We start from the raw sequence: 24,391 nt of genomic DNA, 5'->3' as shown, positions 1-24,391 counted from the left end.
GTCCTCGACCGCGCTTGAGGTTCTACCGTCTCCGTATGGGAAGAAGTACGACATGACGGCTCGGCCGATATCCGACGTCGAACTGGCCGGACAGCCCGCCGCGTATTGGACCGGTGTCGCCTACGAGGCACTCATCGCGTTCACCCGGGCCCGGCAGGCGGAAAAGGGCTACACCCAGCCCCAGTTCTGGCTGCTGCGCAATCTGTCGGCGAACGACATCTCGCCCGATGGTCGGGGAATGACCCTGGCTGAACTGCAAGCGGCGATGGTTTCCTACATCCGTCCCGAGGACGATCTGGTGGCGGAGGCCGAGGTGCTCCTGGAGCGCGGCTGGCTGACTCGGGACAGCGAGAACCGGCTGTGGCTCACGGAGGAGGGGGAACAGGCCCGTGTCGACCTCGCGCGTAATGCCCCTGCCATCCGCGCCGCGCTCCACGACGGCATCGACGACACGGACTATGTGACGACGGTGAAGGTGCTGCAACGGCTGATCCGGAACGCGGGCGGGATGGTCGTCTAGCTGGACTTGGCTCAAATGGTCAGTGCGTCACTGGCGGTACTTCCCCAAGGCGCTGACCTTTCCAGCCACGGCAGCCAGAACTCGACGCCATCGCCGACGAACTCAACGACCGCCTACGCGAAACTTTCGGCTGGCACAAACCCGCCGAAGTGTTCAACAAGCTTTTCCTAAGATCTGTCCCGTAATCCCAGTGACCTGATGCTCGACGCCGGATACGGTCTGCGGGTGATGTCGACGGAACCGCACGTATGTCCGCTGCATGGAGCGGCGGTGGATCACGACCGCCTGGTGGGACGTCGCGTGGTGCAGATCGTGGCCGCCCGGCATCGCTACGATTCCGAGGAAGCTGTCGGCCCGCTGGAGATCTGGCTCGTCGACGGCCTCGGTGACTACATCCACATCAGGACCGGATCCGACTGGTGCCTGATTGTGGATGACGCGGCACCCCACGCGGGATACGACCTTGGTGAGAGTGGCCGGGTCGAGGTGGTGACGAGTGGACACGGGACACCGTTTGCCCGCTACGTGGGAGAGGCCATCTCCTCGGTGGACGAGAGGTTCGACGCCCGCACCGGACGGGTCGGCCTGGAGATCTGCTTCTCCACAGGCAGCGTGCAATGCGGGAGTTGGCGAGGAGACCTGCATCTGGCCGGTTGACCGCCGAGGGAATGATCTTGGATGTGGCTGGCGTGACCACGGCGTCCGAGCCGTCATCTATCGCCCGTTCACCGGGCTGGGCCCTCGCGCTTCGGCAAGTTGTTGACTCAACTGCGAAGTGAAGGCGCTGGCGTCGGCGGCCGGGGCCGACTATGGAAGCTCTCCCTGAGGGCCGGGTGCTGCAGGTCGCCGCGTACTGACGGACCATCCTCACCATGCGGCAGCTGACCCCGCTGTTCGGGGTGTCGAAGTCGGCCGCGCCGACCGGGTAATCGACGAGCGCGGGCCGAAGCTCGCTCTGCGACCCCGCGGCGGTTCGCCTAGGACGCCGTGCTGATCGTAGACGGCACCCTAGTGCCCACCCGCGATCACAAGATCGCCGAGCAGTCGAAGAACTACCGCTACTCCACCAACCACCAGGTGGTCATTGACGCTGACACCCGCCTGGTGGTCGTGGTCGGCCGACCGCTGCCGGGCAACCGCAACGACTGCCGGGGCCTGGCGGAGTCCGGTGCCAAGGACGCGGTCGGCAACACCACGACCATTGCCGGCGGCGGCTATCCCGGCACCGGATTGGCAATGCCGCACCGCCGTCGCAAGGGCGAGGAACTGCCGGAGTGGAAGCAGGCGCACAACAAGTCCCACAAGCAAGTCCGGGCCTGCGTCGAACACTGCTTCGCCCGAATGAAGATCTACAAGATCCTGCGCGACTGCAGGCTACGTGGCGAAAGCGTCCGCCACGCGATGCTCGGCATCGCTCGCCTGCACAATCTCACCCTTGCTGGATAGACGAGCGCGACCGCTCCAGGGCAGGCACGTCCCGAACTGCTGGGAGATCATTTACGGGACAACCCTTAGACTTAGGTGGCGCACTGACCACTTGAAACCGCCAGGCTTCGTTCATGGCGATCGAACTCATGTTCGAGTATGATCATGGACATGACCACATCTCTTGCTTTCAATCCGAAAGCCGCTCGCCTTCTCGATGCCGCCCACGACGAGGAGATTCTGCTTCGTCAGGCGCAGGGTCGTCAGGTGCGGTCCATAGCCGAGTTTGCCGCGGTGGGTGGTTCGCGAAGATCGGTGACCGAGGAGGTCGCCCTGTGCTTCTCGGTCTCTCGCAATCAAGCCTTCCTGCTGGTCGAAACGTCCTGCGCTCTTGTGGCGCGCTTGCCGAACACGTTGGCGGCACTGGAGAAAGGCGACATCGATCTGTACAAGGCGTCGAAAGTCAGTCAGCTGACTCGGGAGGTCTCGGACGAGGTCGCCGCGCAGGTGGACGCGTTCATGGCCAAACGGCTCGCCGATCGTGATGTCAGGGCGATCGGTAGATCGGTGAGCGGCGCGGTGCAGAAGTTCGACCGGGAGGGCTATAAGGAGCGGGCGAAGAAGAAACGCGCGCGACGGCACATTTCGTTGGAACACGAAGACGAAACCATGTCCACCCTTGCCGGCTATTTGCCGTCCGAGGTGGCGAGCTCGATTTACGCGTCGATGAGCCGCGCCGCGCAGGCGCGCCGGGCGCAGGACAAATCCCGGACCCTGGATCAGCATCGCGCGGACGTGTTCGCCGAACGGCTACTGGCCGAGGACGGTCACGGAAAGCCTCGCGCGCACATCCACGTCTACGTCGACTTCCTGACCCTGGCCGGCGCTCGCGACGATCCCGCGACCCTCGCCGGTTACGGACCCATTCCCGAATGGCTCGTCCGCGAGATCGCCTCCGATCCCGGCTCGACCTGGTCACGGCTGATCACCGACCCCGCCACCGGGCAGCTCCTGGAGGCAGGTGCCGACAAGTACCGGTCGCCTGCCTCGCTGGCCCGGTTCATCAAAGCCCGGGACCGGGAATGCACGCATCCCGGCTGCCACCGTCCCGCCGAGTTCTCCGAGATCGACCACATCCTCGCCTGGGCGCGGAACGGCAAGACCGATCACCACAACTGCCATGGTTCCTGCAAGATCCACAATCTGCTCAAGGAGGAACCGGGCTGGTCCGCGGCGCCTACCGGCAACGGCGGCATGATCATCACCACCCCCACCGGTCGCACCTACGACGCGACACCCGAGCCACTCCACGACCCGCGGCCGGAACCGGAGGATGACATCCCACCCTTCTGACAGGCACGCACCTGACCGATGCTCACCCGGACGCAGGCTGGGTGACGGTAGCCGCGCGCCCAAGGCGTGTCGTGTATGTGGTCTAGCCACGGTTCGGTTGAATCGCGGACGTGGTTGGTCGTGGTGCACGGCGATGGCAGGTTCATCGTCAAGTCATCGAACGCGATCTTGTGGAAGCTGCGCACCTGCACGCCCTAACCTTTACGGGCCTGGAGGACAGCGCGAACGGCTGCGGTCGTGGACCGAAGACGGCACCTGGGACCTGGCCTCGACCGGATGATCCTCAAGGAGGACGCCGTCGGCGAGCTCGAAGGGATCGTTTCCGTCGACTCGAGTGTGGTCCGGGCGCACCACCATGCCGCCGCCCGAAAGAAGGACGTAGCGACGGATCGAAGCCCTCGCTTCCGGTGGGGGAGGACTCGGGCGGTCCTGCGGTGTGCTGAGCACCAAGATCCACGTCGCCGCGGACGGGCGGATCCGCCGATGCGGTTCCGGCTCATCCCGGGCCAAGCCGGAGACGACCCGCTGCTGGCTGGGCATCACCGTCGCCCGGATCGCCCGCCGCGCAGCCAAAGGCCACAAAAGACGCAAAAGCCGCAGCGGCGGGCGACCGCCCATGTTCGACGCCGAGGTCCATAAACAGCGCAACGTGGTCGAACCGGTCCATCAGGACAGGTTCGAAGGACGCGCCCGGTCCACGACCACACACCCCGCGCCCGCGTGCCGCTAAGCGCCCCGCGCCCACATGCAGCTAAGCGCCGCGCACCGTTAACCCCGCAGCGACCACGTGCCCTAAGACCCAGCAGCAGCAGCCCTCGCCGCATCGAAAGGAGCCCGATCGAACACGATCCGCAACTCCACGATCTTCCCCTCCCGCACGGTCAGCATCTCCGCCCCGGGTGCGCTCGCCACCGGCAAGGTCGCCGTGTCGTACATCAGCAGCGCCGTCGTCTCGTCCCCGAACGCGGAAAGCAGCGTCGACCCGGTCAGGATCTCGGTGAACGGCCCCATGAACCCGCGAAACGCTTCCGCGCCGGAAAGCGGTCCACCGGGCGTGTGACAAACGATGCCGTCGGCGATGTAGGTCATCGCCTTCTCGAAGTCCTTGCCGGTCCACGCCTGGTGGTAGGCGAGTGCGACGTCCAAAGCCGGACTGGTCATGATGGTTCCTTTCGTCGACCTTCACCTCGTCAGACACCATTCCCGCCCGGAACGGAACGGTGCGCCACGAAGTGACAGGATCGGCCCGTGAGCACCAGGACGACGGACGAGCGGGGCTTTCGCGAGCTCAGCGACACCTACCGGCATGAGCTGCACCTGCATTGTTACCGGCTCCTCGGTTCTTTCGCCGACGCCGAGGACGTCGTCCAGGAGACGCTCCTGGCCGCCTGGCGCGGCCTCGAAGGCTTCGAGGGCCGTTCGTCGCTCCGTACCTGGCTGTACCGCATCGCCACCAACCGCTGCCTCAACGCCCTGCGGGACGCGGGCCGCCGCCGGCCGCCCGAGCCGGTGCCGCCGTTCGATCCGCCGGAGCCCAGCCGTCGCGGTGAGGTGACCTGGTTGCAGCCGTACCCGGACGAGCTCCTCGAGCGCGTCGCCGACAGTGAACCCGGTCCCGAAGCGCGCTACACCGCCAGGGAGGCGATCGAACTCGCCTTCGTCACCGGTCTCCAGCTCCTCCCGCCGAGACAGGCCGCCGCGCTCGTCCTCCGGGACGTCCTGTGCTTCCCCGCCGGTGAGGTCGCGGCCATGCTCGGCACCACCGAGACGGCGGTCAAAGGCATCCTCCAACGTGCTCGCGCGTCGCTCGCCAAGCATCGCGACGGCGCCGGGCACCGGCCCTCACCCCGGGAACGCGAGCTGACCAAGCGATTCGCCGACGCCTTTACCGCGGGCGACCTCGACGGTGTCCTCAGTCTGCTCACGGATGACGCGTGGCTCGCCATGCCGCCGGCGCCGCACGAGTACCACGGCCTCGAAGCGATCGCGAGCTTCCTCCGCGTCACCATGGCCGTTCCGGTCCCCGAGGGCTTCACCATGACACCGGCCCGGGCGAACAACCAGCCCGCGTTCCATTGCCGCCACGGCGCGACACCGGCCGGGTTGATGGTCCTCACGCTCGACGGCGACCGGATCCGCGCCGTCACCCGGTTCCTGGATCAGAAGTAGCCCGCGAGGCGGCCGCAGAGCGCGTCGATGTCCACGACCGGGGCGCCGCTCCACGAAGGACCGTCCATCCACCCGATCTCCGCGGGCGTTCCCCGGTGCCGTGCGAACACGTGCTGATGGAAATGCGCGACACTCCGCCCGGCGATGGCGGAGAACACGTGCTCCGGTGCCAGTTCCGCCCGCAGGCCACGAGCCGCGCACCACGCAGCCCGCGACACCGCCGAGACCTCGTCCGAGGTCAGCTCGTCGAGTACGGCCACGTGCCTCCGGGTCTCCACGAACAGGTACCCGGGGAACTCACCCGGCCGGTGCGACACGATGACCAGGTCGTCGGCCCGGACGACCGGCCCCACCAACGGCCCTTCGCCGCGGTGCTTGGCGCAGATCGCACAGTCCACCCGGTCACGATAGCGGCGGTCGCACCCGCCTCAGGTGCTCATCGGGCGCCCCGAAGAGCCGCGCCGCCCCGTGCGCCCGCTTGAAATAGCGGTGCGCCGGATGCTCCCAGGTGATCGCGATCCCGCCGTGCAGCTGGATCATCTCGCCCGCCACCGTCGCCAGCGCCTCCGAGCAATGGACCTTCGCCACCGCGGCCAGCCTGCTCGACTCCGGCGCCGCGTAGGCCGCCGAGCGCGCGGTTTCCACCAGGACGTGGAGATCCGCCATCCGATGCTTCAGTGCCTGGAAGCCGCCGATCGGCCTGCCGAACTGGCGGCGTTGCTTGCTGTACTCCACTGTCAGCTCGAAAGCGCGCGCGGCGGCCCCGGCCTGCTCGGCGGCCAGGACGGCGCACGCCACGTCGCGCAGCGCGCCGAGATCGACCGGGCCGAGCAGCCGGGCAGGGACACGATCAAAAGTCAGGCGGGCCAGGCGCCGCGTTTCGTCCATCGCCGGGGTACGCACCCGCGCCGCCTCGGTGACTTCGTACAGCGAGCCGTCGGCCACCACCAGGAGGATCTCTGCCTCGTCGCCGTGGAGGACATAGTGCGCTTCACCCGTCAAAGCGGAGTCGGCGACTCGGCACGCCGGCGCGTCCCACCGGCCGTCGGCGTCGGTCCAGGCCACCGCGCCGACGGCACCTTCGGCGAGGCGGGGGAGCAGTCGCTCGCAGGCTTCGTCGTCACCGGTGGCCAGGACAGCGTGCACGGCGAGTACGGCCGAACCGAGGAACGGGACGTCGGCGAGAACCCGGCCCAGCTCTTCGGCGACCACTTGCAGTTCCATCGTCCCGGCGCCGAGCCCGCCGAACCGTTCGGGGACGGCCAACGCCGCCACGCCGATCTGTTCGCACAGCTCCGGCCAGGGATCCGCTTCCCGGTCCAGCAGTTTCCGGACGCTGTCCCGCAGCGCGTCCTGCTCGGCGGTGAACGTCATGACAGCACCCGCTCCCGGTGGAACCGCGGCGTGCCCCAGGCGCCGACCAGCGCGCGGACCCTGCTCAGCCGCAGACCGAGCGCGTGTTCCGCGGTGTAGCCGATCGCGCCGTGCACTTGCAGCCCGGTCCGGGCGGCGAGATGCGCGGCGTCGCCGCACGCCACCTTGGCCGCGGAGACGTCGCGTGGGTCGAGGGTGACGGCCGCGCCGAACAGCAGCGGTTCGGCGAGCGCGAGCCCGGTCGCGACATCGGCGAGCAGATGCTTGACCGCCTGGTACCCGCCGATCTCCCGCCCGTACTGCTTGCGTTGCGCGGCATACGCGACGGACGTGTCGAGCAGCCACCGCCCCGCGCCGAGAAGGTGCGCGGCGGTGGCCAGACAGCCCAGTTCGAACGCGCGGTCCGCGTCGAGCGCCGTGCCGAGGTCGTCTCCCGCCACCGGCGGGAACAGCCGCCGTGAACCGTCCACAGAGGACAAGAGAGCGCCAGGTGTGAACGCGCGCAGCCTGCCGTCCTCGACGGAGAGCCGCGCGTCGGCGACATCGGAATCCAAGGCGTACGGCACATGCGGGGCGAACGAGACCGACGCCAAGGTCTCGCCGGACGCGACCGAGGTCAGCAGCTCGTCGTCCAGCAGAGACGGCAGAATGGCCACCGTGTCGGTCCACGGGCCGGGAACGCAGTGGTACCCGAGCCGTTCGAAGCCGACGGCCAGATCGACCGGGGTCGCGCCGAGCCCGTCGTACTTCTCGGGAACGGCCAGCGCGGTCACCCCGAGTTCCGCCAGCCGCCGCCAGATCTTGAGACCGGGCCCGTGATCGCCCACCGCCCAGGATCGGTTGGCCGCTTCGGTGTCCAAATCGGACAGAAGATCGTGCAGGCTCGAGGAGAACTGCTGCTGCTCGCCGGAAAGCGTGAACCTCATCGGGCCCCCTTCGGCAGGCCGAGCAGTCGTTCGGCGACGATGGACCGCTGGATCTGATCGGTCCCGCCGTAGATGGGGCCCGCCAGGGAGAACAACCAGCCGTCGCTCCAGCGCCCCCGCAGTTCGGCGTCCGGGCCGAGGACGTCGAGCGCGGTTTCGTGCAGTTCGACGTCGAGACGCGACCAGAACAGCTTGTTGACGCTCGATTCCGGCCCGAGTTCGGCGCCGTCCGCGAGACGGGTGACCGTGCCGAGGGTGTACAGCTGATACGCCCGCGCGCCGATCCACGCGTCGGCGACCCTGTCGGCGGTGTGCGCGGGCCGCCCGGCGCCGGTCCAGAGCGAGACCAGCCTGTCGGCTGCGGCGAGGAACCGGCCTGGGCTGCGCAGGGAAAGTCCGCGTTCGTTGTTCGCCGTCGTCATCGCGACCCGCCAGCCCTCGCCCGCCGCGCCGATCACGTCCGCGTCGGGGACGAAGACGGCGTCGAAGAAGATCTCCGCGAACCCCGGTTCGCCGTCCAGCTGGGGGATGGGCCGGACGGTGACACCTTCGGACCGCAGATCCACCATCAGATAGGTGAGGCCCTTGTGCCGCGCCGACTCCGGGTCGCTGCGGAACAGGCCGAACGCCCGGTCGGCGAACGTCGCCCGCGAACTCCAGGTCTTCTGCCCGCTGACCCGCCAGCCGCCGTCGCAGCGGGTCGCGGTGCTACGGAGCGCGGCGATATCGCTGCCCGCCTCGGGCTCCGACCAGGCCTGCGCCCAGACTTCTTCCGAGCGCGCCATCTTCGGCAGGATCCGACGCTGTTGTTCTTCCGTGCCATGGGAGAACAGCGTGGGCGCGAGCATGAAGATACCGTTCTGGTTGACCCGCAACGGCGCCCCCGCCGCGTAATACTCCTCCTCGAACAGCACCCACTCCAGGAGGCTCGCGTCCCGGCCACCGAACTCGCGCGGCCACGAGACGACCGACCAGCGAGCGTCGGCCAACCGGGATTCCCAGTCGCGATGCTGCGCGAATCCCTCGGCGGTGTCGAACGACTTCAGCGGCTCGGCCGGAACGTTCGCGGCGAGCCAGGCGCGGGCCTCGTCACGGAAGGCGAGCGTGCGCTCGTCGAGATCGAGATCCATCACGAAGTCCTGTTCGCGTCTCGCATCGAGCGCGCGTCCTGTCCGCCCAGCGAGTCACCGCCGGACATCTCGGCGTTGTGCGCGTGCGCGAAGTGGTGCAGTCCGAACACGGAGTCCATTCCGGACCGCAGGCCCATCAGGTCTTCGGCCTGGTTGACGGCCTTCTTGGCGAGCGCGAGACCCATCCTCGGCATCACCGCGATCTTCTCCGCCAGCGCCATGGTCTCCGTTTCGAGGTCGGCACGGGGGACGACGCGGTTCAGCATCCCCCATTCCTTGGCCTGCTGCGCCGTGAAGCGCTCACCGGTGAACAGCACTTCCTTGGCCGCGCGCGGACCGAGGACCCAGGGGTGCGCGAAGTACTCGACACCGGGAATCCCCATGCGCACCACGGGATCGGCGAAGAACGCGTCGTCGGAGGCGACGATCATGTCGCACACCCACGCCAGCATCAGCGCGCCCGCGATGCACGCGCCCTGCACACTCGCGATGGTCGGCTTCGGGATCTCGCGCCACCGGCGGCACATGCCGAGGTAGACCTCCGACTCGCGGGCGAACCGCTGGTCACCGCCCTCGGCACCGACGTGGTCCCACCACAGCACCGCCTTGCGCTCGAAGGAGACGTCCACGTCGCGCTCCGGCGTCCCGATGTCGTGCCCGGCGGAGAAATGCTTGCCCGCCCCGGCCAGCACGATCACTTTGACCTCGGGATCGTCGACGGCACGGCTGAACGCGGCGTCGAGCGCGTAGGTCATCGCCGAGTTCTGCGCGTTCCGGTACTCCGGCCGGTTCATCGTGACGACGGCCACCGGCCCGCGTCGCTCGTACTCGACGGTCATCCGTTCTCCTCCCGCAACACGCGTTTCAGCACCTTCCCCGACAGGTTCCGCGGAAGCTCCGCCACGAACTCGACATACCGGGGGAGCTTGTAGTTGGCCAGATTGCTCTTGCAGTGCGCCAGAACGTCCTCTGTGGACAGTTCGGATCCGGGGCGGAGCCTGATGTAGGCCTTGCCCGCCTCGCCGTACACCGCGTCGGGAACGCCGATCACCGCGGATTCCGCGACGCCGTCCAGCCAGCTGAGGGTCTGCTCGATCTCGGCCGGGTAGACGTTGAATCCCTTGCAGACGTACATGTCCTTGATGCGGTCGACGATCCGCAGGTAGCCGCGGTCGTTGAGCACGCCGACGTCGCCCGTGTGCAGCCAGCCGTCGGCGTCGACGGCTTCCGCGGTGGCTTCCGGATCGTCGAGGTAGCCGAGCATCACGTTCGGCCCGCGCAGCAGGACTTCGCCGTGCTCGCCGAGCTTCACCTCGAAGCCCGCCGTCGCGCGTCCGGAGAAATGTGCCACCAATTTCGCTTCGTCCTCGGGACGGGACATCGTGGCCACTACGGCCTCGGTGAGCCCGTACGCGGTGAGCACCGTGTCGAAACTCAGCTCCGCCTGCATGCGTTCGACCAGCGCGACCGGCACGGTCGCCGCCCCGGTGACGGCGAGCCGGAGGCTGGACAGATCGTGTTCCCCGCGTTCGGGCGCGTCCAACAGGACTTGGTAGACCGTCGGCGCGCCGGGGAGAACGGTGATCCGCTCGGTCTCGATGAGGCTCAAGGTGCCGCGGACGTCGAAGGTGACCTGCGGGACGATCGCCGCGCCGCGCAGGATGGCCGCGAGGATTCCCGCCTTGTAGCCGAAGCTGTGGAAGAACGGGTTGATCACGAGGTAGCGGTCTTCCTCGGTCAGTCCACCGCAGTCGGCCCAGGCCTCGGCGACGCTCAGCGCCTGCCGGTGACTGCTCATCGCGCCCTTGCTGCGGCCGGTGGTCCCGGAGGTGAACAGGATGTCGCTGACGTGGCCGGGCTCCGCCCGGCTGACGAAATCACTGTCGAGATCGGCGAGAGCGTCCCATTCCGTGACGCCGTCCATCGGCGCTTCGGCGCCTTCCACGGGGATCCGCAGCACCGTGCCGGGCCGTGAGGAGCCGAGGGCCGCCAGCCGGTCCGTGCCGAGGAACGTGCCGGTGATCGCCAGCGCGGAGACCCCCGCGCGGTCGAGGACGTCGATGGTCTCGCGGGCGGTGAACCGGGTGTTGACCGGGATCAGCGTCGCGCCGGCGTACAGCGCGCCGAGTCCGGCGACGACCCAGTGCCAGGTGTTGGGGGAGCAGATCGCGACCCGTTCGTGGCCTTCGAAGAACCGCGCCGCCTGCCGGACCCGTCGCGCGAGTTCGGCATAGGTGAGCCGGACTTCGCCGTCGACGAGTGCTTCTCGTGTGGCGAAGCGTTCCGCGGCCTGATCGAGCGCCGCCGGGATGGTCCCCTCACTCATCGACGTCTCCCTGTTGTCACCCGAGTGCCGCGAAGTCCGAATCATTTCTCCCTAGCAAGTGCTTGGTAGGGTAGCCTACGCAGCAGGCTCTGGTTTGGCTAGAGGAGGCACGTGTGGCTCAGGACGGTTTCCGCGACCGTGTGCGCACCTGGCTGGCGGGCAATCTGCCGCCGGAACTGCGGGGGCTGGGCGGCCCGGGGCGGGAACACGAGGCCTTCGACGAACGCGTGGAGTGGGAACGGAGGCTTGCCGCGGCGGGCTGGACCTGCGTCGGCTGGCCGGTCGAGCACGGCGGGCAGGGCGCGACGCTGGAACAGCAGGTCGTCTTCCACGAGGAGTACGCGCGAGCGGGCGCCCCGGCGCGGGTGAGTCATCTGGCTCAGGAACTCCTGGGCCCGACCCTGATCGCCTTCGGTACGCCGGAACAACGGAAGCGGTTCCTGCCGCCGATCGTGGCCGTCGAGGAACTGTGGTGCCAGGGCTATTCCGAACCCGGCGCGGGCTCCGATCTCGCCGCGGTGTCGACCACCGCGACCCTCGAAGGCGACGAGTGGGTGCTGAACGGCCAGAAGGTGTGGACGTCGCTCGCGCACGTGGCCGACTGGTGCTTCGTCCTCGCCAGGACCGAGCCCGGTTCGAAACGCCACAAAGGACTGTCCTATCTGCTCGTTCCGATGCGGCAGCCCGGGGTCGAGGTCCGCCCGATCCAGCAGCTCACCGGGACGTCGGAGTTCAACGAAGTCTTCTTCGACGGCGCCCGCACGGCGAAGGACCTGGTCGTCGGCGAACCCGGCGACGGCTGGCGGGTGGCCATGGGCACCCTCGCCTTCGAACGCGGCGTCGCAACGCTCGGCCAGCAGGTCGGCTTCCGGCGGGAACTCGAAGACCTCACCAGGATCGCGCCGGACGACCCGGTGATCGCCGAGCGGATCGACCGCGCGTGGGTCGGCCTGGAGGTCATGCGGGCGCAAGCGATCCGCACCCTGGGCGACTCGTCGCCGGGCGTCGCCGAAGTGTCGAAACTGGTCTGGGCGAACTGGCACCGCGACCTCGGCGAGCTCGCGATGCTCGTCCGCGGCGCGCGGGGCATGCTCGCCGAAGATGGGCTCGACGCCTGGCAACGGCTTTTCCTCTTCACCCGGGCCGATACGATTTACGGCGGCTCCAATGAGATCCAGCGCAACGTCATCGCCGAGCGGGTGCTCGGCCTTCCCCGGGAGGTGCGACCGTGATTCCGGTGCCGAAGTACCCCGAGGGGGCGAATCTCCTGCGGGACAAGGTGGTCGTGGTGACGGCGGCGGCCGGCACCGGGATCGGTTCCGCGGTGGCGAAACGCGCGCTGGAGGAAGGCGCCCGGGTCGTGATCAGCGACTGGCACGAGCGACGGCTGGGAGAGAAGGCGGCCGAACTCGGCGACGTCCACGCCATTCCCTGTGACGTCACGCAAGAAGATCAAGTGCGGGCACTCGTCGACGGCGCCGCCGCGCACTACGGCCGGATCGACGTGCTCGTCAACAACGCCGGTCTCGGCGGCACGAAGTCCATAGTGGACATGACGGACGAGGAATGGTCGCGCGTGATCGACGTGACCCTCAACGGCACCTTCCGCGCGACCAGGGCCGCGGTGAACCGGTTCATCGCGCAGGGCGACGGAGGGGTGATCGTCAACAACGCGTCCGTGATCGGCTGGCGCGCTCAGGCCGGTCAGGCGCACTACGCGGCCGCGAAAGCGGGAGTCATGGCGCTCACCCGCTGCGCCGCCGTCGACGTCGCCGAACACGGCATCCGGGTCAACGCCGTCGCGCCGAGCCTGGCGATGCATCCGTTCCTGGCCAAGGTGACCAGCGAGGAGCTGCTCACCGAACTCACCGCCCGCGAGGTCTCGGGGAGGGCGGCGGAACCCTGGGAAGTGGCGAATGTGATGGTGTTCCTCGCCAGTGAGTACTCGTCGTACCTCACCGGCGAGGTCTTGTCCGTGAGTTCCCAGCATGCGTGAGGTTCCGATGAAAGCCAGTCCAGGGTCCCGCCGCGCCGAACTGCTCGCCCTCGCGGCGAAATTGTTCGCCGAGCGCGGCTATGTCTCCACCACCGTGCGGGACATCGCGGACGCGGCGGGAATCCTGTCGGGCAGCCTCTACCACCATTTCGACTCGAAGGAGTCGATGGCCGACGAGATCCTCACCGGGTTCCTCGACGAACTCTTCGGCGCGTACGCCGAGATCGTCGCGGAAGGCCGAGGACCGCGGGAAACGCTCGAAGCCATCGTCGTGGCGTCGTTCGAATCCATTCACCGGCGGCCCGCCGAGGTCGCGATCTACCAGTCCGAAGCGAAACACCTGATGCAGTTGCCGCGCTTCGACTACCTCAACGACCGCAACACCGAATTCCGCAAACTGTGGAACGCGATCCTCACCGACGGCATCGCGGCCGGCGCGTTCCGCGAGGACCTCGACGTCGAACTCACCTACCGGTTCATCCGCGACACCGTCTGGGTGGCGGTGCGCTGGTACAACCCCGACGGATCGCTGAGCGCGGACGACGTCGCGCAGCAGTACCTCGGGATCCTGCTGGACGGCATCGCGACCAAAAGGAGGCGGCGTGGCTGAATCGATGAGCCCTCGGAGGGAAAACGTACCTCGGGCTGAAGCTTACGTACTGGACGCGGTCCGGACGCCGGTCGGCAAACGCGGGGGAGCGCTCAGCGGCGTCCACTCCGCCGATCTGGGCGCCCACGTCATCCAGGCCGTCGTCGAACGATCGGGCGTCGAGGCCGACCTGGTCGACGATGTCATCCTCGGCTGCTGCGACACGCTGGGGCCGCAGTCGGGGAACATCGCGAGGACGGCGTGGCTCGCGGCGGGATTCGGGCACCACGTGCCGGGCGTGACGATCGACCGGCAGTGTGGTTCGAGCCAGCAGGCCGTGCACTTCGCCGCGCAGGCGGTGCTGTCCGGGACGATGGACCTCGTCCTCGCCGGCGGCGTGCAGAACATGAGCGCGATCCCGATCAGCGCGGCGATGCTCGCCGGACGAGAGTACGGCTTCGAAGACCCGTTCTCCGGCTCGAAGGGCTGGCAGGAGCGGTACGGCAGCGTCGAGGTCTCGCAGTTCCGCAGTGCCGACATGATCGCCGAGCACTGGGACCTGACCCGTGAGGCGATGGAGGAGTTCGCCTTCCGCAGTCACCAGCGCGCGATCGCGGCGATCGACGAAGGCCGGTTCGCCGCCGAGATCACGCCGTTCGCCGGAGCGGGCCTGGACGAGGGGCCCAGGCGCGACACCACGTTGGAACGGATGGCCGGGCTGAAGCCGCTGAGCGAGGGTTCGCGGGTCACCGCGGCCGTGGCCAGCCAGATCTCGGACGGCGCCAGCGCGACACTCATCGCGTCGGAGAAGTTCGTCGAGGAACACGGCCTCACCCCGCGCGCCAGGATCCACCACCTTTCGGTGCGGGCGGCGGATCCCGTATGGATGCTGACCGGGCCGATCCCGGCGACCGCGCACGCGCTGCGCAAGACCGGCTTGAGCATCGAGGACATCGACCTGTTCGAGGTCAACGAGGCGTTCGCGAGCGTCGTCCTGGCGTGGATCGAGGAGACGGGCGCCGATCCGGACCGCGTCAACGTCAACGGCGGCGGGATCGCGCTCGGCCATCCCATCGGGGCGACCGGGACGAAACTGTTCGCGACCCTGCTGCACGAACTCGAACGCCGCGGCGGACGCTACGGGTTGCAGACCATGTGCGAAGGCGGCGGGACGGCGAACGTCACGATCATCGAGCGGCTTTGACACTCCACACGGCAAGGGCCGACGCGCTGAAGGCCGCGCCGAGCAGGCAGACTCCGGTCCAGCCCGCGACCGCGTAGACGGCTGTCGAGCCGATGGCTCCCATGCCGCTGCCGACCGAGTAGAAGATCATGTACCCGCCGATCAGCCTGCTGCCGGCGTCCGGGCGGAGCGGGTAGATCAGCGTTTGGCTCGTGACGTGGACGGCCTGGACCGCCAGGTCGAGCAGGATGGCGCCCGCCGCCAGCGCCCACAGTGACGAACGCGTGAAACCCAGTGGCACCCAGGAAATCAGGAGCAGGCCGAGCGCGAGCCCGGTCGTCCACCGTGCCCGGCCGCGATCCGCGAGCCGTCCGGCGGGCGCCGCCGCCAGTGCCCCCGCGGCCCCGGCCAGCCCGAACGCGCCGATGGCGGTGTGCGAAAGGCCGTCTTCGCTGAGCGGCAGGGCGACGGAACTCCAGAGGGTGCCGAACGCGGCGAAGATCAGCAGCGCGAGCGTTCCGCGCGTCCGGAAGACCGGTTCCTCAGCGAAGAGGGACAGGGTGGAACGCAGCAGCCGCCGGTAGGTCATGCCGTTGCCGGCCGGGGACGAAGCAGGCAGCACTCGGTACAGCACGATCGCGATCAGCACGGTCACCCCGGCGGACACGACGTACACCGCGCGCCAGCCGGCTAAGTCGGCTAGCGTCCCGGAAACCGTGCGCGCGAGCAGGATCCCGAGGACGACACCGGTCGTCACGAGGCCGACCACGCGCCCTCGTCCGGCCGGATCCGCCAGCGAGGCCGCGAACGCGACCAAGAGCTGCGTGACCACCGCGAGCACGCCGATCGACGCCATCCCGGCGAACAGCACCAGGCCGTTCGGGGCGGTCGCGGCCACCAGTTCGGCGACCGCGAGCAGCGTCAGCAACCCGGCGACGAGGCGTCGGCGTTCGAGCAGGTCACCGAGCGGGACCAGCAGGAACAGGCCCAGGCCGTAGCCAAGCTGCGTGAGCGTGACGATGCCGCCCACGGTCGACGCGGCGATCCCGAGATCGGCGCCCATGGTGACGAGCAAGGGCTGGGCGAAGTAGATCGTGGCGACGGCCGTCCCGGCGGCCACGGCGAACAGCAGGACGACTCCGAGCCGCACTGACCCTCCAGATGGTTTCAACTTGCTACCACTCGAACGGTAGGGCAAACCGGTAGTAAGATGCAACCATGGTGAAGCGGACGACGTTCGACGAAGCCCCGTGCCCGGTGGCGCGCTCGCTCGACACGATCGGCGACTGGTGGTCACTTCTGATCGTGCGTGACGCCTTCGACGGCGTCCGCCGCTTCGGGGAGTTCCAGCGTGGCCTCGGCGTCGCGAAGAACATCCTGTCCGCTCGATTGCGGGCGCTCGTCGGGCACGGGGTGCTCGACGTGGTCCCGGCTTCGGACGGGAGCACGTACAGCGAGTACGTCCTGACGGCGAAGGGGCGCGACCTGTTCCCGGTGATCGTCGCGTTGCGGCAGTGGGGCGAAGCGCACTTCTTCGCCGAAGGTGAACCACGGTCCGAACTGGTGGATCGTGATGGCGGGCTTCCGTTGCGGGCACTGGAGATCCACGCCTCGGACGGGCGTCCGGTCGGTCCGGACGACACGGTGGTGGTGAAGGCGCCGGCCTCGTGAGTGGTGAGTCCGTGAAGGCCTCCTTCACTACCTTCAGGGTAGGGAAGGAGGCCTTCACGGGCAGGCGAACGGCTGGGCGGGCGGGTGCCCTGCCAGCTGGCCACCACCTCGGCGGGCGGTGTCGCGAAAGCCACTTTCGCGACACCTGATGTCCTGGAAGTGGCTTTCGCGACACCTGGAGGCGGCCCGGTGCGGTGTCGCGGGAAAGCAGTGCCGCGAAAGCCACTTTCGCAACGTTGAAGGTTGCGAAAGTGGCTTTCGCAACGCGTTCCGAGGTGGGCATCTCGACGCGAAGGGAGCCTCCGCGCGTGCGCTGCGGTGAAAGTCCACCCCGCACTCGCGTGCTCAAAGACGGAACTCGCGTGATCAGAGACGTGACTCGCGTGATTGGAGACGGAACTCGCGTGATCAGGCGCCGCACACGCGAGTTCCGCCTCCAAACACGCGAGTTCCGGCCTCGATCACGCGGGTCACGTCTTTGCGCACGTGAGTCACGAGGTCATAGATCGGGGCCCTCCCAGGTGAGTCAAGCCTGGAAGGGCCCCGACCGGATGCGGGGAGGCTGGAAGGACGGTTTCCGACGGAGCCCGAATCTCCGTCGGTCCGGGATCCTTCCGGCGTCCCCAGGGGGTGGCGGTGGGTGCGGAGGCCCAGCTGCCCACCGCCACCTGAGGGGACCGCGGCCGCCGCGCGCGGCCCCGGTCCGGTCGCGAACCCGGGTCACCCGGCGGGAACGCGAGCCCAGGGCATCTCCTCCTGCGCGGGTACGGCCGCGGTCGGGGTGTCGGACAGGAAGTCCCGCTCGAACGGGGCGAGGACGTCCTCCCCGATCGGCGTCGGCTCCCCAAGGCCGGCCACGAACGAAGGTTCGGCGGGAGCGGGGGCGGGGGCCACCGGTTCTGGCACCGGCAGCCGCCGGTCGAGTTCGGCGGTCCAGTGGATCATCGCCTTCGGCCGGTCCCAGCCCGCCGCGCCGATCAGCCTGCCGTCACGGACGAAACCGGTGACCCCGTCGGAAAGTTCGATCGTGTCCTTGCCCAGCGACGGCATCCCGACGGTCTGCAAGCGCGCGTCGTACAGGGACGACCAGGCACGGGGGAGCGGCGTGTACGGCCGCGCGTTGCCCCGGCCCAGCATCAGGCTTTCCGCCGCCGCGCGCCCGGATTCGACACCGTTCATCCAGTGCTCGACCCGGCGCGGGGTCTCGTCGATCCGCAGGTTCGGCCATTTCGCCACGTCGCCGGCGACCACGACGTCCTCGGCCCCGGTGGCGAACAGTGTGGCTTCGCACAGGACGCCGTCGTCGATGGTCAGCTCCGAGCCGCGCAGCCAGTCCACGGCGGGCACGCTGCCGATCGAGAGCACCACGCAGCTGGCCACCAGGAACTGGTTGTTGGTCAGGTGCAGCCCGACCGTCTCCTTGGTGCTGATCCAGTTCCGCACCTCGGTGTTCATCGCCAGCTTGGCGCGATGATGCTGGTGTTCCTTCGTGAGCGCCGACGCGATCCGCTCCCCGAAGCGGTGCAAAGGCGCCTTCGCGTGGCCGATGAGGGTGACGTCGCGGCCCATGTGCCGCATCGACGCGGCGAACTCGTTCCCGATCAGGCCGCTGCCGATCACGACGACGGCTTTGTTGCTGTTCCCCAAAGCCCGCCGGACGGCCAGTGAATCCTCCACGGTGCGCAGCACACGGACCCGGGGGTCGTGGCGCGGCGAGCCGGGCAGATGCCGGGGGTAGACCCCGGTCGCGATGATCAAACCGTCGTACCAGAGGGATTCCCCGCCGGGCAGGTGCACGGTGCGTTCCTTGCTGTCGAGCCAGGTCGCGCGGGTGCCGAGCCGCCAGTGGACGTCCAGGTCGAGGTACGGCTCCAGGCTCGCGGCCACCGGCTTCACCCCGCCGGTGACGAGTTCCTTCGACACCATCGGCCGGTGGTACGGCTTCCGCGGCTCGTCGCCGACCAGCACGATCTCGCCGTCGAAACCGAGCTCCCGCAGGCGTTCCGCGGAGCGGAGCCCGGCGACGCCCGCGCCGACGATGACGATCCGGTCTCCGTCACTCATCGTCGTACGCTCCTTCTCCCTTGACTCTGATGGCTTGTTTCGGGCAGAGCCTGGCCGCCGAAATGGCCTGGTCCAAGCCGTCCCGGTCGACCATCCGGCGGATGCGGAGCTTGCCGTCCGGTCCGATCTTGAACGTGGCGGGCGCTTCCATCTCGCAGAAGCCGAAGATCTCGCACCGCTCGTTGTCGACGCTGACACGGGTGCCGCGCCGTACGCTTCCGAAGATCATTTTTTCGTTTCTCCCAGTCGTTTCGTGCGGCCGTCAGACCAGTTCCTCGACCAGGCCCAGCCGTTCCAGGTACCGGGTGGGCGTGAACCGCAGCGCGGTCAGCAGCAGCGCGGGGACCAACAGCGTGATCCCGCCGAACCACAGGAGGCCGAGGTGGCCGTTGGCCATGGCGCCGAAGAACGAGTGCAGCGCCGTGATCGCGACCGCCGGGTAGGCGAGCCGGTGGATCCACAGAAAGCGCCGGTAGGAACTGAACCGGCTGATCCCGCCGGTCAGCGCGATGGCGATCATGACCTCGAGCCCGATGACGCCGAGTTCGTGCCGCGCCAGCGTGCCCGGCAGGAGCGGGATCGAGATCTGCGCCAACGTGAACCCGTCGGGCAGGAACAGGAAAGACGTCGCGTGCACGACACCGAACGACAGCGCCAGGATGCCGAGCACCATATGCGAGTTGCGCAGCGCTTTCCGGCCGGTCAGCGACTTGATCCAGCCGGTCGCGGTGAGCACGCCCCAGCACAGGGTCAAGCACATGAAGCCGTAGGAGATCCGGGCGGAGGTCTGTGCCATGCCCTTGATTCCGGGATCCGTGTCCGTCTTCTGGGTCAGGACTATCACCACCTCGGACCACTGGTCATACATGGATCTCTCCTGAGGCACTGGGAACCGGTTCCGGTTCGGCGGCGGCCGCGCGTTTGCGGGTCCGGGTGTTCTTGGCTCGCAGGGTCCGGACGGCGAGGAACAGTCCGCCGCCGAGCGCGACCGCGAGCAGCAGGCCGAGGGCGAGGTCACCGAAGCCGACGTCCATCGCGGCGTTGGCGTTGTTCGCCTGCGGCACCGGGGCTTCCGGCATCAGCGACTGGTCGACGACGCCGGTGCTCTCCAGCAGGGTCATGTGCCGCAGCACCGCCTGGTTGGCCGTGGTGGCGTAGTCACGCACGACGTCGTTGCGGGTACCGGCCCTGACCTGGGCGATGATGGGGAACAGCACGCCGTGCGCGTACCGGAGCCGGTTGGCGAAGATCCGGTCGAACTCGGTGTCGTCGCGGGCGGCCTTCATCTCGCCGAGCCACGCGGACTGCTGATCGGACGGTTCGGTCGGCAGGGTGACGCCGAAGCGGTCGGCGATGCCGTGCGTCGCGGTGTCGAGCCTGCCGTGGTCGATCATCAGCGTCCGGCCGACTTCGCGGACCCGCTTGCTCTTCCCGCGTTCCTGCGCCCACATCCCGGCGGGCATTTCCCACAGCCCGGCCAGTTTGACGTTGACGATCAGGTTCCGGTCCGCCGCGGACAGTTGCTGGGCGTGCGCGTCGCCGACGGGGCCGAGCAGGGTCACCACGGCCGCGACCAGCAGGACGAGCACCGGGCGGGAGAATCTGGGGAGGTCAGATGCCGAGGTCATCGGCCTGCCAGGTGTCCGCGGTGAGCAGCACTTTCGTGCCGTCCGGTTTGACCGGGAACCACGCGTCGTCGACTCCCTGCCCGCCGGTGTTGCCGGGCATCGCGTCGTCGGCGTTGCGGTAGAGCGGCCAGCCCGCGAGCGTGACCTGCTCGGTGCCGTCGTCCCTGGTCACGGTGCCGACCAGGGCGCGATCGAGCCCGGTCACCACGAGGTCGCCGCCCGCTTTGGCGGGAATCCAGGTGCGCGAACAGGTTTCGGCGCAGTTCGACTTCGGCGGGTTGACCGTGTCCTTGTCGTAGCGGTAGAGCGTGAAGCCGTTCGTGTCGGTGACGATCGGTCCGAGATCGAACAGGATCGCCGCCGTGACACCGGGGGCCGGTTCGGCCCTGGGGTCGGGCATACCCGGGATCTGCGCCGCGCCGGCGGCGGGAGCCGCGCCCGGAGTGCCGTTGGGTCCCGCGGTACCGGTGGTGCAGGCCGAGGTCAGCGCGATCGCGGACAGGGTCAGGGTCAGAGGTATGACCGAGCGTGACACGGGGTTCACGGAAATCCTCCTGTCGGGGCCAGAGGAGTGTGTGCAGGCAGGTTTAAGTACACTGTGGACAGTCATGATCCACAGTGGATTCGGCGATGCGGGGGACAGCGCCGGGTCGGGGTCTTCGGTAGGGGATACGGTCACGAGTCGGGAACGGTTCAAAAAACTTTCACCGCGTGGAGAAACCGGTACCGAACGGTTTTGGTACTGGACTTATCGCCCCTGATCGCACAAAGATGTGCCGCGTGGGACGCCACTCTCGGATACTGCAGCCAATTGTCGATCATGAACCCGTGTCGAACGGGCATGACGACCTCATCAGGGCGTTGTACCAGGAGTTCGGGTCGAGCCTGATGGCGTTCGTGCTGAAGCTGACCGGTCACGATCGCCAATGGGCCGAGGACGTGGTCCAGGAGACGCTCATCAAGGCGTGGCGCAACGCCGGCAAGCTCGACCGGCAGCCGGAGATGCTGCGCGCCTGGCTGTTCACCGTGGCCAGGCGCATCGTCATCGACGGCTGGCGGAGCCGCAGCGCCCGCCCTCAAGAGGTGGAGGAACTGGAGTCGGATTCGATCGGAGTACCGGACGAATCGGAGAAGACGCTCGCGGCCATGATCGTTTACGAGGCCCTGCGCAATCTTTCCCCGGAACAACGTGAGGCCGTCCAGCAGACCTACCTGCGTGACCGCACCGTGAACGAGGTCGCGGCGACGCTGGGGGTTCCGCCGGGTACGGTGAAATCGCGGATCCACCACGCTGTGCGCGCGCTGCGCAGGGCGTTGCAGGAGCGGGGGTGAGCGAGGTGTCCGGAGCGCCGCACACGGATATCGCCGCCTACGTGCTCGGCGTCCTCGGCGAAGAGGATCACGTCAGGTTCGAGGCGCATCTGCTTGAGTGTCCGGAGTGTCAGGTCGAACTGGTGGAGATGTACCACCTGCCCGACATCCTGGACATGGTCAAGAAGAGCTGGCCGGACCCGCCCGTCAAGGGGCCGGGGCCGCGCGTGCTGCGGATGCTGCTCGCGGACGCCGCCAAGGCGAACCGCCGTCGCCGGATCATCCGGCTCGCGACGGCCGCCGCCGTACTCGTGCTCGTCATCGGCGGACCGCTCGTCGTTCTTTCGCTCACGAACCGTGAACCGGTCATCACGCAGGCCGCGCCCACGGTCGTCACCTCGGTGGTGACACCGCCGCCGTCGTCGTCCAGGGAGGCGGGCCCGGACGGTGGTGCCGCCCCCTTCGGCTGGTCCGAGGCGGGCAACGCGGTCGCCGCCGAGGTCACGGTCCAGGAGAAGGAGTGGGGCAGCGCCGTCGAGCTCGAACTGCGCGGCCTCACCGGGCCGATGACCTGCCAGCTCTTCGCCTACTCCCGCGGCGGAGAGGCCTACGTCGTCAACAACTGGAGCGTCCCGGCCAAGGGATACGGGGTTCCCGGTTCCCCGGACCCGCTCGTCATCACCGGTTCGACGGCGTTGCGGAAAGCCGACGTCGAACGTTTCGAGGTGCACAAGCAGGACGGCACCGTGCTGGCCGTCGTGCGCCGGTAACCTTTTTCGATCTTTTTTTGAACCGCTCCCCTTCCGGAACCGTATCTCCCAGTAGCCGGATCGAAATTCGGAAACGAATGAGGTGAGCGGCAATGGGACGAAATCAAGGGCGCCACCGTATCGCCCGCAGGACCAAGATCGCGACCGCGTTGCTGGGCCTGTCGATCGCGGTCGGCGGACTGGTGGTGTCCACCACGACCGGCGACCCCGAACGCGCCTCCGCGGACGAGGCGGACAAGTCGCAGTTCGTGGACATCACCGAGGTGCGGCCGAACGCGGGCAAGCCGCGGCCGGGCCGGAACGCTTCCACGGGCTCGTTCACCGTCGACTGTGGACGGAACGAGAACGGGCATTTCAATCCCGACAACTTCATCGCGCAGCCGGGCATCCGCAACGGCGCGCAGCATCTGCACGACTACGTCGGAAACCTTTCCACGAACGCGGATTCGGACAACGACAGCCTGCTCGGCGCCGGGACCACCTGTGAGAACGGCGACGAATCGACGTACTTCTGGCCGGTGGTCCGGATCGACACCGGGCGGGAGCGGAACGCGGACAACGAGCTCGCCGGCAACGACGGTGAGATCCAGCGCCCCGCGGTCGTCGACATCACCTTCAAGGGCAACGCCCAGGAGAAGGTGCAGGAGATGCCGAAGTTCCTCCGGATCCTTTACGGTGACGCGAAGGTCACCACGAACGGGCCCGCCAACGCGCGGGAGAGCTGGACCTGCACCGGCTTCGAGAACCGGGTCGTCAAGCAGTACCCGATCTGCCCGGAAGGCAGCGACGTCAAGCGGGTGCACACGTTCCCGAGTTGTCTCGACGGGAACGAGATCGACAGCGAAAACCACCGGGACCACATCAAGTACCCCGACGAGAACGGCGAATGCGGGAACGGCCTGACCGCGGTTCCGGAGCTCACCATCTCGCTGACCTACGAGATCCCCCGGCGGATCCAGGTCGATGGACAGTACAAAGTGGACTCTTTCCCCGAAGAGGATCACAACCCCTTCTCCGACCACGACGATTTCGCGAACGTGATGCCGGACCGGATCATGGATCGCCTCGTCGACTGCGTCAACGAAGGTCGCCAGTGCCGCGAATGAGGTGCTGAGCGACCATCCCGGACGTCCTCGGCTCACTCCGACGGCCGAGGCGGTTCAACGCCAACGAGCACCGGCGAACAGGAGGAAGATACTCCGGCCCGGCGGGTCCCCCCTACACCTCACCCACCCGCCGGGCCGGCCCTACTCGAAACGATCGACACAACTGAAGAACACTCCGCCATCGCTTCACCCGCCCTGCCGGCGGCTTCCCGGAGAAGCCCGCCGGCGGGGCACTTTCGGTAGGTTGGCGGCATGGGTGAGCAAAAGGACCGCATGCTGCGCGGAGAGCTGTACCGGGACAACGACCCCGAACTGGTCGCGGACCGCAGGCGCGCGCAGGCGCTTGTGGACCGTTTCAACGGCACGGGCGCCGAGGAGACCGGTGAGCGGGACACGGTTTTGCGCGAGCTGCTGGGAAAACTCGGTGAGGGTTCCTGGATCATGCCGCGGTTCCAGTGCGACTACGGCTATCTGATCGAGATCGGCGCCAACAGTTTCCTCAACTACGACGCGATCCTTCTCGACTGCGCCCCGATCAAGATCGGTTCGGACTGCTCCATCGGACCGCGCTGTCAGCTGCTGACCGCGCTGCATCCCATGGAGGACCACGAACTGCGGCGGGAGCGCTGGGAGTCGGCCGCGCCGATCACGATCGGGGACAACGTCTGGTTCGGCGGCGGTGTCATCGTCTGCGCCGGGGTGACCATCGGGGACGACACCGTGGTGGGCGCGGGCAGCGTCGTCACCCGGGACCTGCCGTCGAAGGTGTTCGCCGCGGGCAACCCGGCCCGCGTCATCCGGGAGCTCTGAGGCTCGGGCGCAAGGGGACACCGACGCCGTGGCTGAAGGG

Annotated in this window: 26 protein-coding genes and 3 pseudogenes; 16 read left to right on the top strand and 13 right to left on the bottom strand. The window is 68.1% G+C overall.

The features are described from left to right. Positions 1 to 52 precede the first annotated feature (52 nt). The 6 genes and pseudogenes from CFP71_RS05120 to CFP71_RS45570 form a co-directional block, all read left to right on the top strand. Positions 53 to 520, top strand: a complete 468-nt coding sequence (locus CFP71_RS05120; RefSeq protein WP_093932663.1) for a MarR family winged helix-turn-helix transcriptional regulator — start codon at positions 53 to 55, stop codon at positions 518 to 520. A 42-nt stretch (positions 521 to 562) separates the two neighbouring features. Next, positions 563 to 705: pseudogene (locus tag CFP71_RS44805) on the top strand (IS30 family transposase); the annotation flags it as partial. Between the two features lie 13 nt (positions 706 to 718). Then, entirely contained in the window at positions 719 to 1,177 is a 459-nt protein-coding gene (locus CFP71_RS05115) for a hypothetical protein (RefSeq protein ID WP_208635882.1), read from the top strand. A 23-nt stretch (positions 1,178 to 1,200) separates the two neighbouring features. Then, positions 1,201 to 1,966: pseudogene (locus CFP71_RS05110) on the top strand (transposase). A gap of 150 nt (positions 1,967 to 2,116) precedes the next feature. Then, positions 2,117 to 3,298, top strand: a complete 1,182-nt coding sequence (locus CFP71_RS05105) for an HNH endonuclease signature motif containing protein (RefSeq protein ID WP_093932703.1) — start codon at positions 2,117 to 2,119, stop codon at positions 3,296 to 3,298. Between the two features lie 324 nt (positions 3,299 to 3,622). Next, positions 3,623 to 3,823, top strand: a pseudogene (locus CFP71_RS45570) (IS5-like element ISMt1 family transposase); the annotation flags it as partial. 267 nt (positions 3,824 to 4,090) lie between these two features. Here the strand turns inward: CFP71_RS45570 and CFP71_RS05095 are convergent. Next, on the bottom strand, positions 4,091 to 4,459 hold the full coding sequence (locus CFP71_RS05095) for a nuclear transport factor 2 family protein (protein WP_093932661.1): 369 nt from the start codon (positions 4,457 to 4,459) through the stop codon (positions 4,091 to 4,093). Between the two features lie 87 nt (positions 4,460 to 4,546). Between CFP71_RS05095 and CFP71_RS05090 the strand changes: the two genes are divergently transcribed. Continuing rightward, the gene (locus CFP71_RS05090; RefSeq protein WP_093932660.1) at positions 4,547 to 5,467 is read left to right on the top strand and encodes an RNA polymerase subunit sigma-70; all 921 of its coding nucleotides are present in this window, start codon (positions 4,547 to 4,549) and stop codon (positions 5,465 to 5,467) included. Here the strand turns inward: CFP71_RS05090 and CFP71_RS05085 are convergent. From CFP71_RS05085 to CFP71_RS05060, 6 genes are read right to left on the bottom strand one after another with little or no spacing between them, the layout of a single operon-like run. Next, on the bottom strand, positions 5,458 to 5,865 hold the full coding sequence (locus tag CFP71_RS05085; RefSeq protein WP_093932659.1) for an HIT family protein: 408 nt from the start codon (positions 5,863 to 5,865) through the stop codon (positions 5,458 to 5,460). The genes CFP71_RS05090 and CFP71_RS05085 overlap by 10 nt on opposite strands. Before the next feature lie 4 nt (positions 5,866 to 5,869). Beyond that, entirely contained in the window at positions 5,870 to 6,841 is a 972-nt protein-coding gene (locus CFP71_RS05080) for an acyl-CoA dehydrogenase family protein (RefSeq protein ID WP_093932658.1), read from the bottom strand. Beyond that, positions 6,838 to 7,767, bottom strand: a complete 930-nt coding sequence (locus CFP71_RS05075; protein ID WP_093932657.1) for an acyl-CoA dehydrogenase family protein — start codon at positions 7,765 to 7,767, stop codon at positions 6,838 to 6,840. The genes CFP71_RS05080 and CFP71_RS05075 overlap by 4 nt, the downstream gene beginning before the upstream one ends. After that, positions 7,764 to 8,897: an acyl-CoA dehydrogenase family protein gene (locus CFP71_RS05070; protein ID WP_093932656.1), complete on the bottom strand. Its 1,134-nt coding sequence runs from the start codon at positions 8,895 to 8,897 to the stop codon at positions 7,764 to 7,766. The genes CFP71_RS05075 and CFP71_RS05070 overlap by 4 nt, the downstream gene beginning before the upstream one ends. Beyond that, a complete protein-coding gene (locus CFP71_RS05065) occupies positions 8,897 to 9,736 on the bottom strand; it encodes an enoyl-CoA hydratase (RefSeq protein ID WP_093932655.1) in 840 nt (279 codons plus the stop codon). The genes CFP71_RS05070 and CFP71_RS05065 overlap by 1 nt, the downstream gene beginning before the upstream one ends. Beyond that, a complete protein-coding gene (locus tag CFP71_RS05060; protein WP_093932702.1) occupies positions 9,733 to 11,223 on the bottom strand; it encodes a FadD3 family acyl-CoA ligase in 1,491 nt (496 codons plus the stop codon). Before CFP71_RS05060 ends, CFP71_RS05065 begins: the two co-directional genes overlap by 4 nt. Before the next feature lie 113 nt (positions 11,224 to 11,336). Here CFP71_RS05060 and CFP71_RS05055 point away from each other — a divergent pair, with 113 nt between their 5' ends. Genes CFP71_RS05055 through CFP71_RS05040 form a run of 4 tightly spaced genes read left to right on the top strand, consistent with a single transcriptional unit; the run spans position 11,337 to position 15,012 of the window. Further along, positions 11,337 to 12,455, top strand: coding sequence for an acyl-CoA dehydrogenase family protein (locus tag CFP71_RS05055; RefSeq protein ID WP_093932654.1), 1,119 nt, complete (start codon positions 11,337 to 11,339; stop codon positions 12,453 to 12,455). Further along, positions 12,452 to 13,219: an SDR family oxidoreductase gene (locus tag CFP71_RS05050; RefSeq protein WP_093932653.1), complete on the top strand. Its 768-nt coding sequence runs from the start codon at positions 12,452 to 12,454 to the stop codon at positions 13,217 to 13,219. The genes CFP71_RS05055 and CFP71_RS05050 overlap by 4 nt, the downstream gene beginning before the upstream one ends. Positions 13,220 to 13,226: 7 nt before the next feature. Then, the gene (locus CFP71_RS05045) at positions 13,227 to 13,829 is read left to right on the top strand and encodes a TetR/AcrR family transcriptional regulator (RefSeq protein ID WP_093932701.1); all 603 of its coding nucleotides are present in this window, start codon (positions 13,227 to 13,229) and stop codon (positions 13,827 to 13,829) included. A 4-nt stretch (positions 13,830 to 13,833) separates the two neighbouring features. Then, positions 13,834 to 15,012 carry an acetyl-CoA C-acetyltransferase gene (locus CFP71_RS05040; RefSeq protein WP_093932700.1) on the top strand — a complete coding sequence of 393 codons (1,179 nt, stop codon included), beginning with the start codon at positions 13,834 to 13,836 and terminating at the stop codon, positions 15,010 to 15,012. Here the strand turns inward: CFP71_RS05040 and CFP71_RS05035 are convergent. Continuing rightward, entirely contained in the window at positions 14,996 to 16,141 is a 1,146-nt protein-coding gene (locus CFP71_RS05035) for an MFS transporter (RefSeq protein WP_093932652.1), read from the bottom strand. The two genes, CFP71_RS05040 and CFP71_RS05035, sit on opposite strands and share 17 nt — an antisense overlap. A gap of 68 nt (positions 16,142 to 16,209) precedes the next feature. Between CFP71_RS05035 and CFP71_RS05030 the strand changes: the two genes are divergently transcribed. After that, a complete protein-coding gene (locus CFP71_RS05030; protein WP_093932651.1) occupies positions 16,210 to 16,662 on the top strand; it encodes a winged helix-turn-helix transcriptional regulator in 453 nt (150 codons plus the stop codon). Between the two features lie 720 nt (positions 16,663 to 17,382). Here CFP71_RS05030 and CFP71_RS05025 read toward each other — a convergent pair. Genes CFP71_RS05025 through CFP71_RS05005 form a run of 5 tightly spaced genes read right to left on the bottom strand, consistent with a single transcriptional unit; the run spans position 17,383 to position 20,898 of the window. Next, entirely contained in the window at positions 17,383 to 18,726 is a 1,344-nt protein-coding gene (locus tag CFP71_RS05025) for an NAD(P)/FAD-dependent oxidoreductase (RefSeq protein ID WP_093932650.1), read from the bottom strand. Further along, positions 18,719 to 18,955: a ferredoxin gene (locus CFP71_RS05020; RefSeq protein WP_005164337.1), complete on the bottom strand. Its 237-nt coding sequence runs from the start codon at positions 18,953 to 18,955 to the stop codon at positions 18,719 to 18,721. The genes CFP71_RS05025 and CFP71_RS05020 overlap by 8 nt, the downstream gene beginning before the upstream one ends. A 33-nt stretch (positions 18,956 to 18,988) precedes the next feature. Beyond that, positions 18,989 to 19,594 carry a ferric reductase-like transmembrane domain-containing protein gene (locus CFP71_RS05015; RefSeq protein ID WP_093932649.1) on the bottom strand — a complete coding sequence of 202 codons (606 nt, stop codon included), beginning with the start codon at positions 19,592 to 19,594 and terminating at the stop codon, positions 18,989 to 18,991. Further along, a complete protein-coding gene (locus CFP71_RS05010) occupies positions 19,587 to 20,354 on the bottom strand; it encodes a DUF4142 domain-containing protein (RefSeq protein WP_093932648.1) in 768 nt (255 codons plus the stop codon). Before CFP71_RS05010 ends, CFP71_RS05015 begins: the two co-directional genes overlap by 8 nt. Continuing rightward, positions 20,338 to 20,898: a hypothetical protein gene (locus tag CFP71_RS05005; RefSeq protein WP_093932647.1), complete on the bottom strand. Its 561-nt coding sequence runs from the start codon at positions 20,896 to 20,898 to the stop codon at positions 20,338 to 20,340. Before CFP71_RS05005 ends, CFP71_RS05010 begins: the two co-directional genes overlap by 17 nt. A 236-nt stretch (positions 20,899 to 21,134) precedes the next feature. Between CFP71_RS05005 and CFP71_RS05000 the strand changes: the two genes are divergently transcribed. From CFP71_RS05000 to CFP71_RS04985, 4 genes are all read left to right on the top strand, one after another. Further along, positions 21,135 to 21,686: a sigma-70 family RNA polymerase sigma factor gene (locus CFP71_RS05000; RefSeq protein WP_039919256.1), complete on the top strand. Its 552-nt coding sequence runs from the start codon at positions 21,135 to 21,137 to the stop codon at positions 21,684 to 21,686. After that, positions 21,683 to 22,435, top strand: a complete 753-nt coding sequence (locus CFP71_RS04995) for an anti-sigma factor family protein (RefSeq protein ID WP_093932646.1) — start codon at positions 21,683 to 21,685, stop codon at positions 22,433 to 22,435. Before CFP71_RS05000 ends, CFP71_RS04995 begins: the two co-directional genes overlap by 4 nt. Before the next feature lie 92 nt (positions 22,436 to 22,527). Continuing rightward, positions 22,528 to 23,541: a DUF1996 domain-containing protein gene (locus CFP71_RS04990; RefSeq protein WP_093932645.1), complete on the top strand. Its 1,014-nt coding sequence runs from the start codon at positions 22,528 to 22,530 to the stop codon at positions 23,539 to 23,541. A 252-nt stretch (positions 23,542 to 23,793) separates the two neighbouring features. Next, positions 23,794 to 24,351 carry a sugar O-acetyltransferase gene (locus tag CFP71_RS04985; protein WP_093932644.1) on the top strand — a complete coding sequence of 186 codons (558 nt, stop codon included), beginning with the start codon at positions 23,794 to 23,796 and terminating at the stop codon, positions 24,349 to 24,351. Positions 24,352 to 24,391: the final 40 nt, after the last annotated feature.

This window comes from Amycolatopsis thailandensis, from assembly GCF_002234405.1.
GTDB lineage: Bacteria > Actinomycetota > Actinomycetes > Mycobacteriales > Pseudonocardiaceae > Amycolatopsis > Amycolatopsis thailandensis.
The sequence above is the reverse complement of the archived record's forward strand: the minus strand, read 5'-3'. Positions and strand labels throughout refer to the sequence as shown.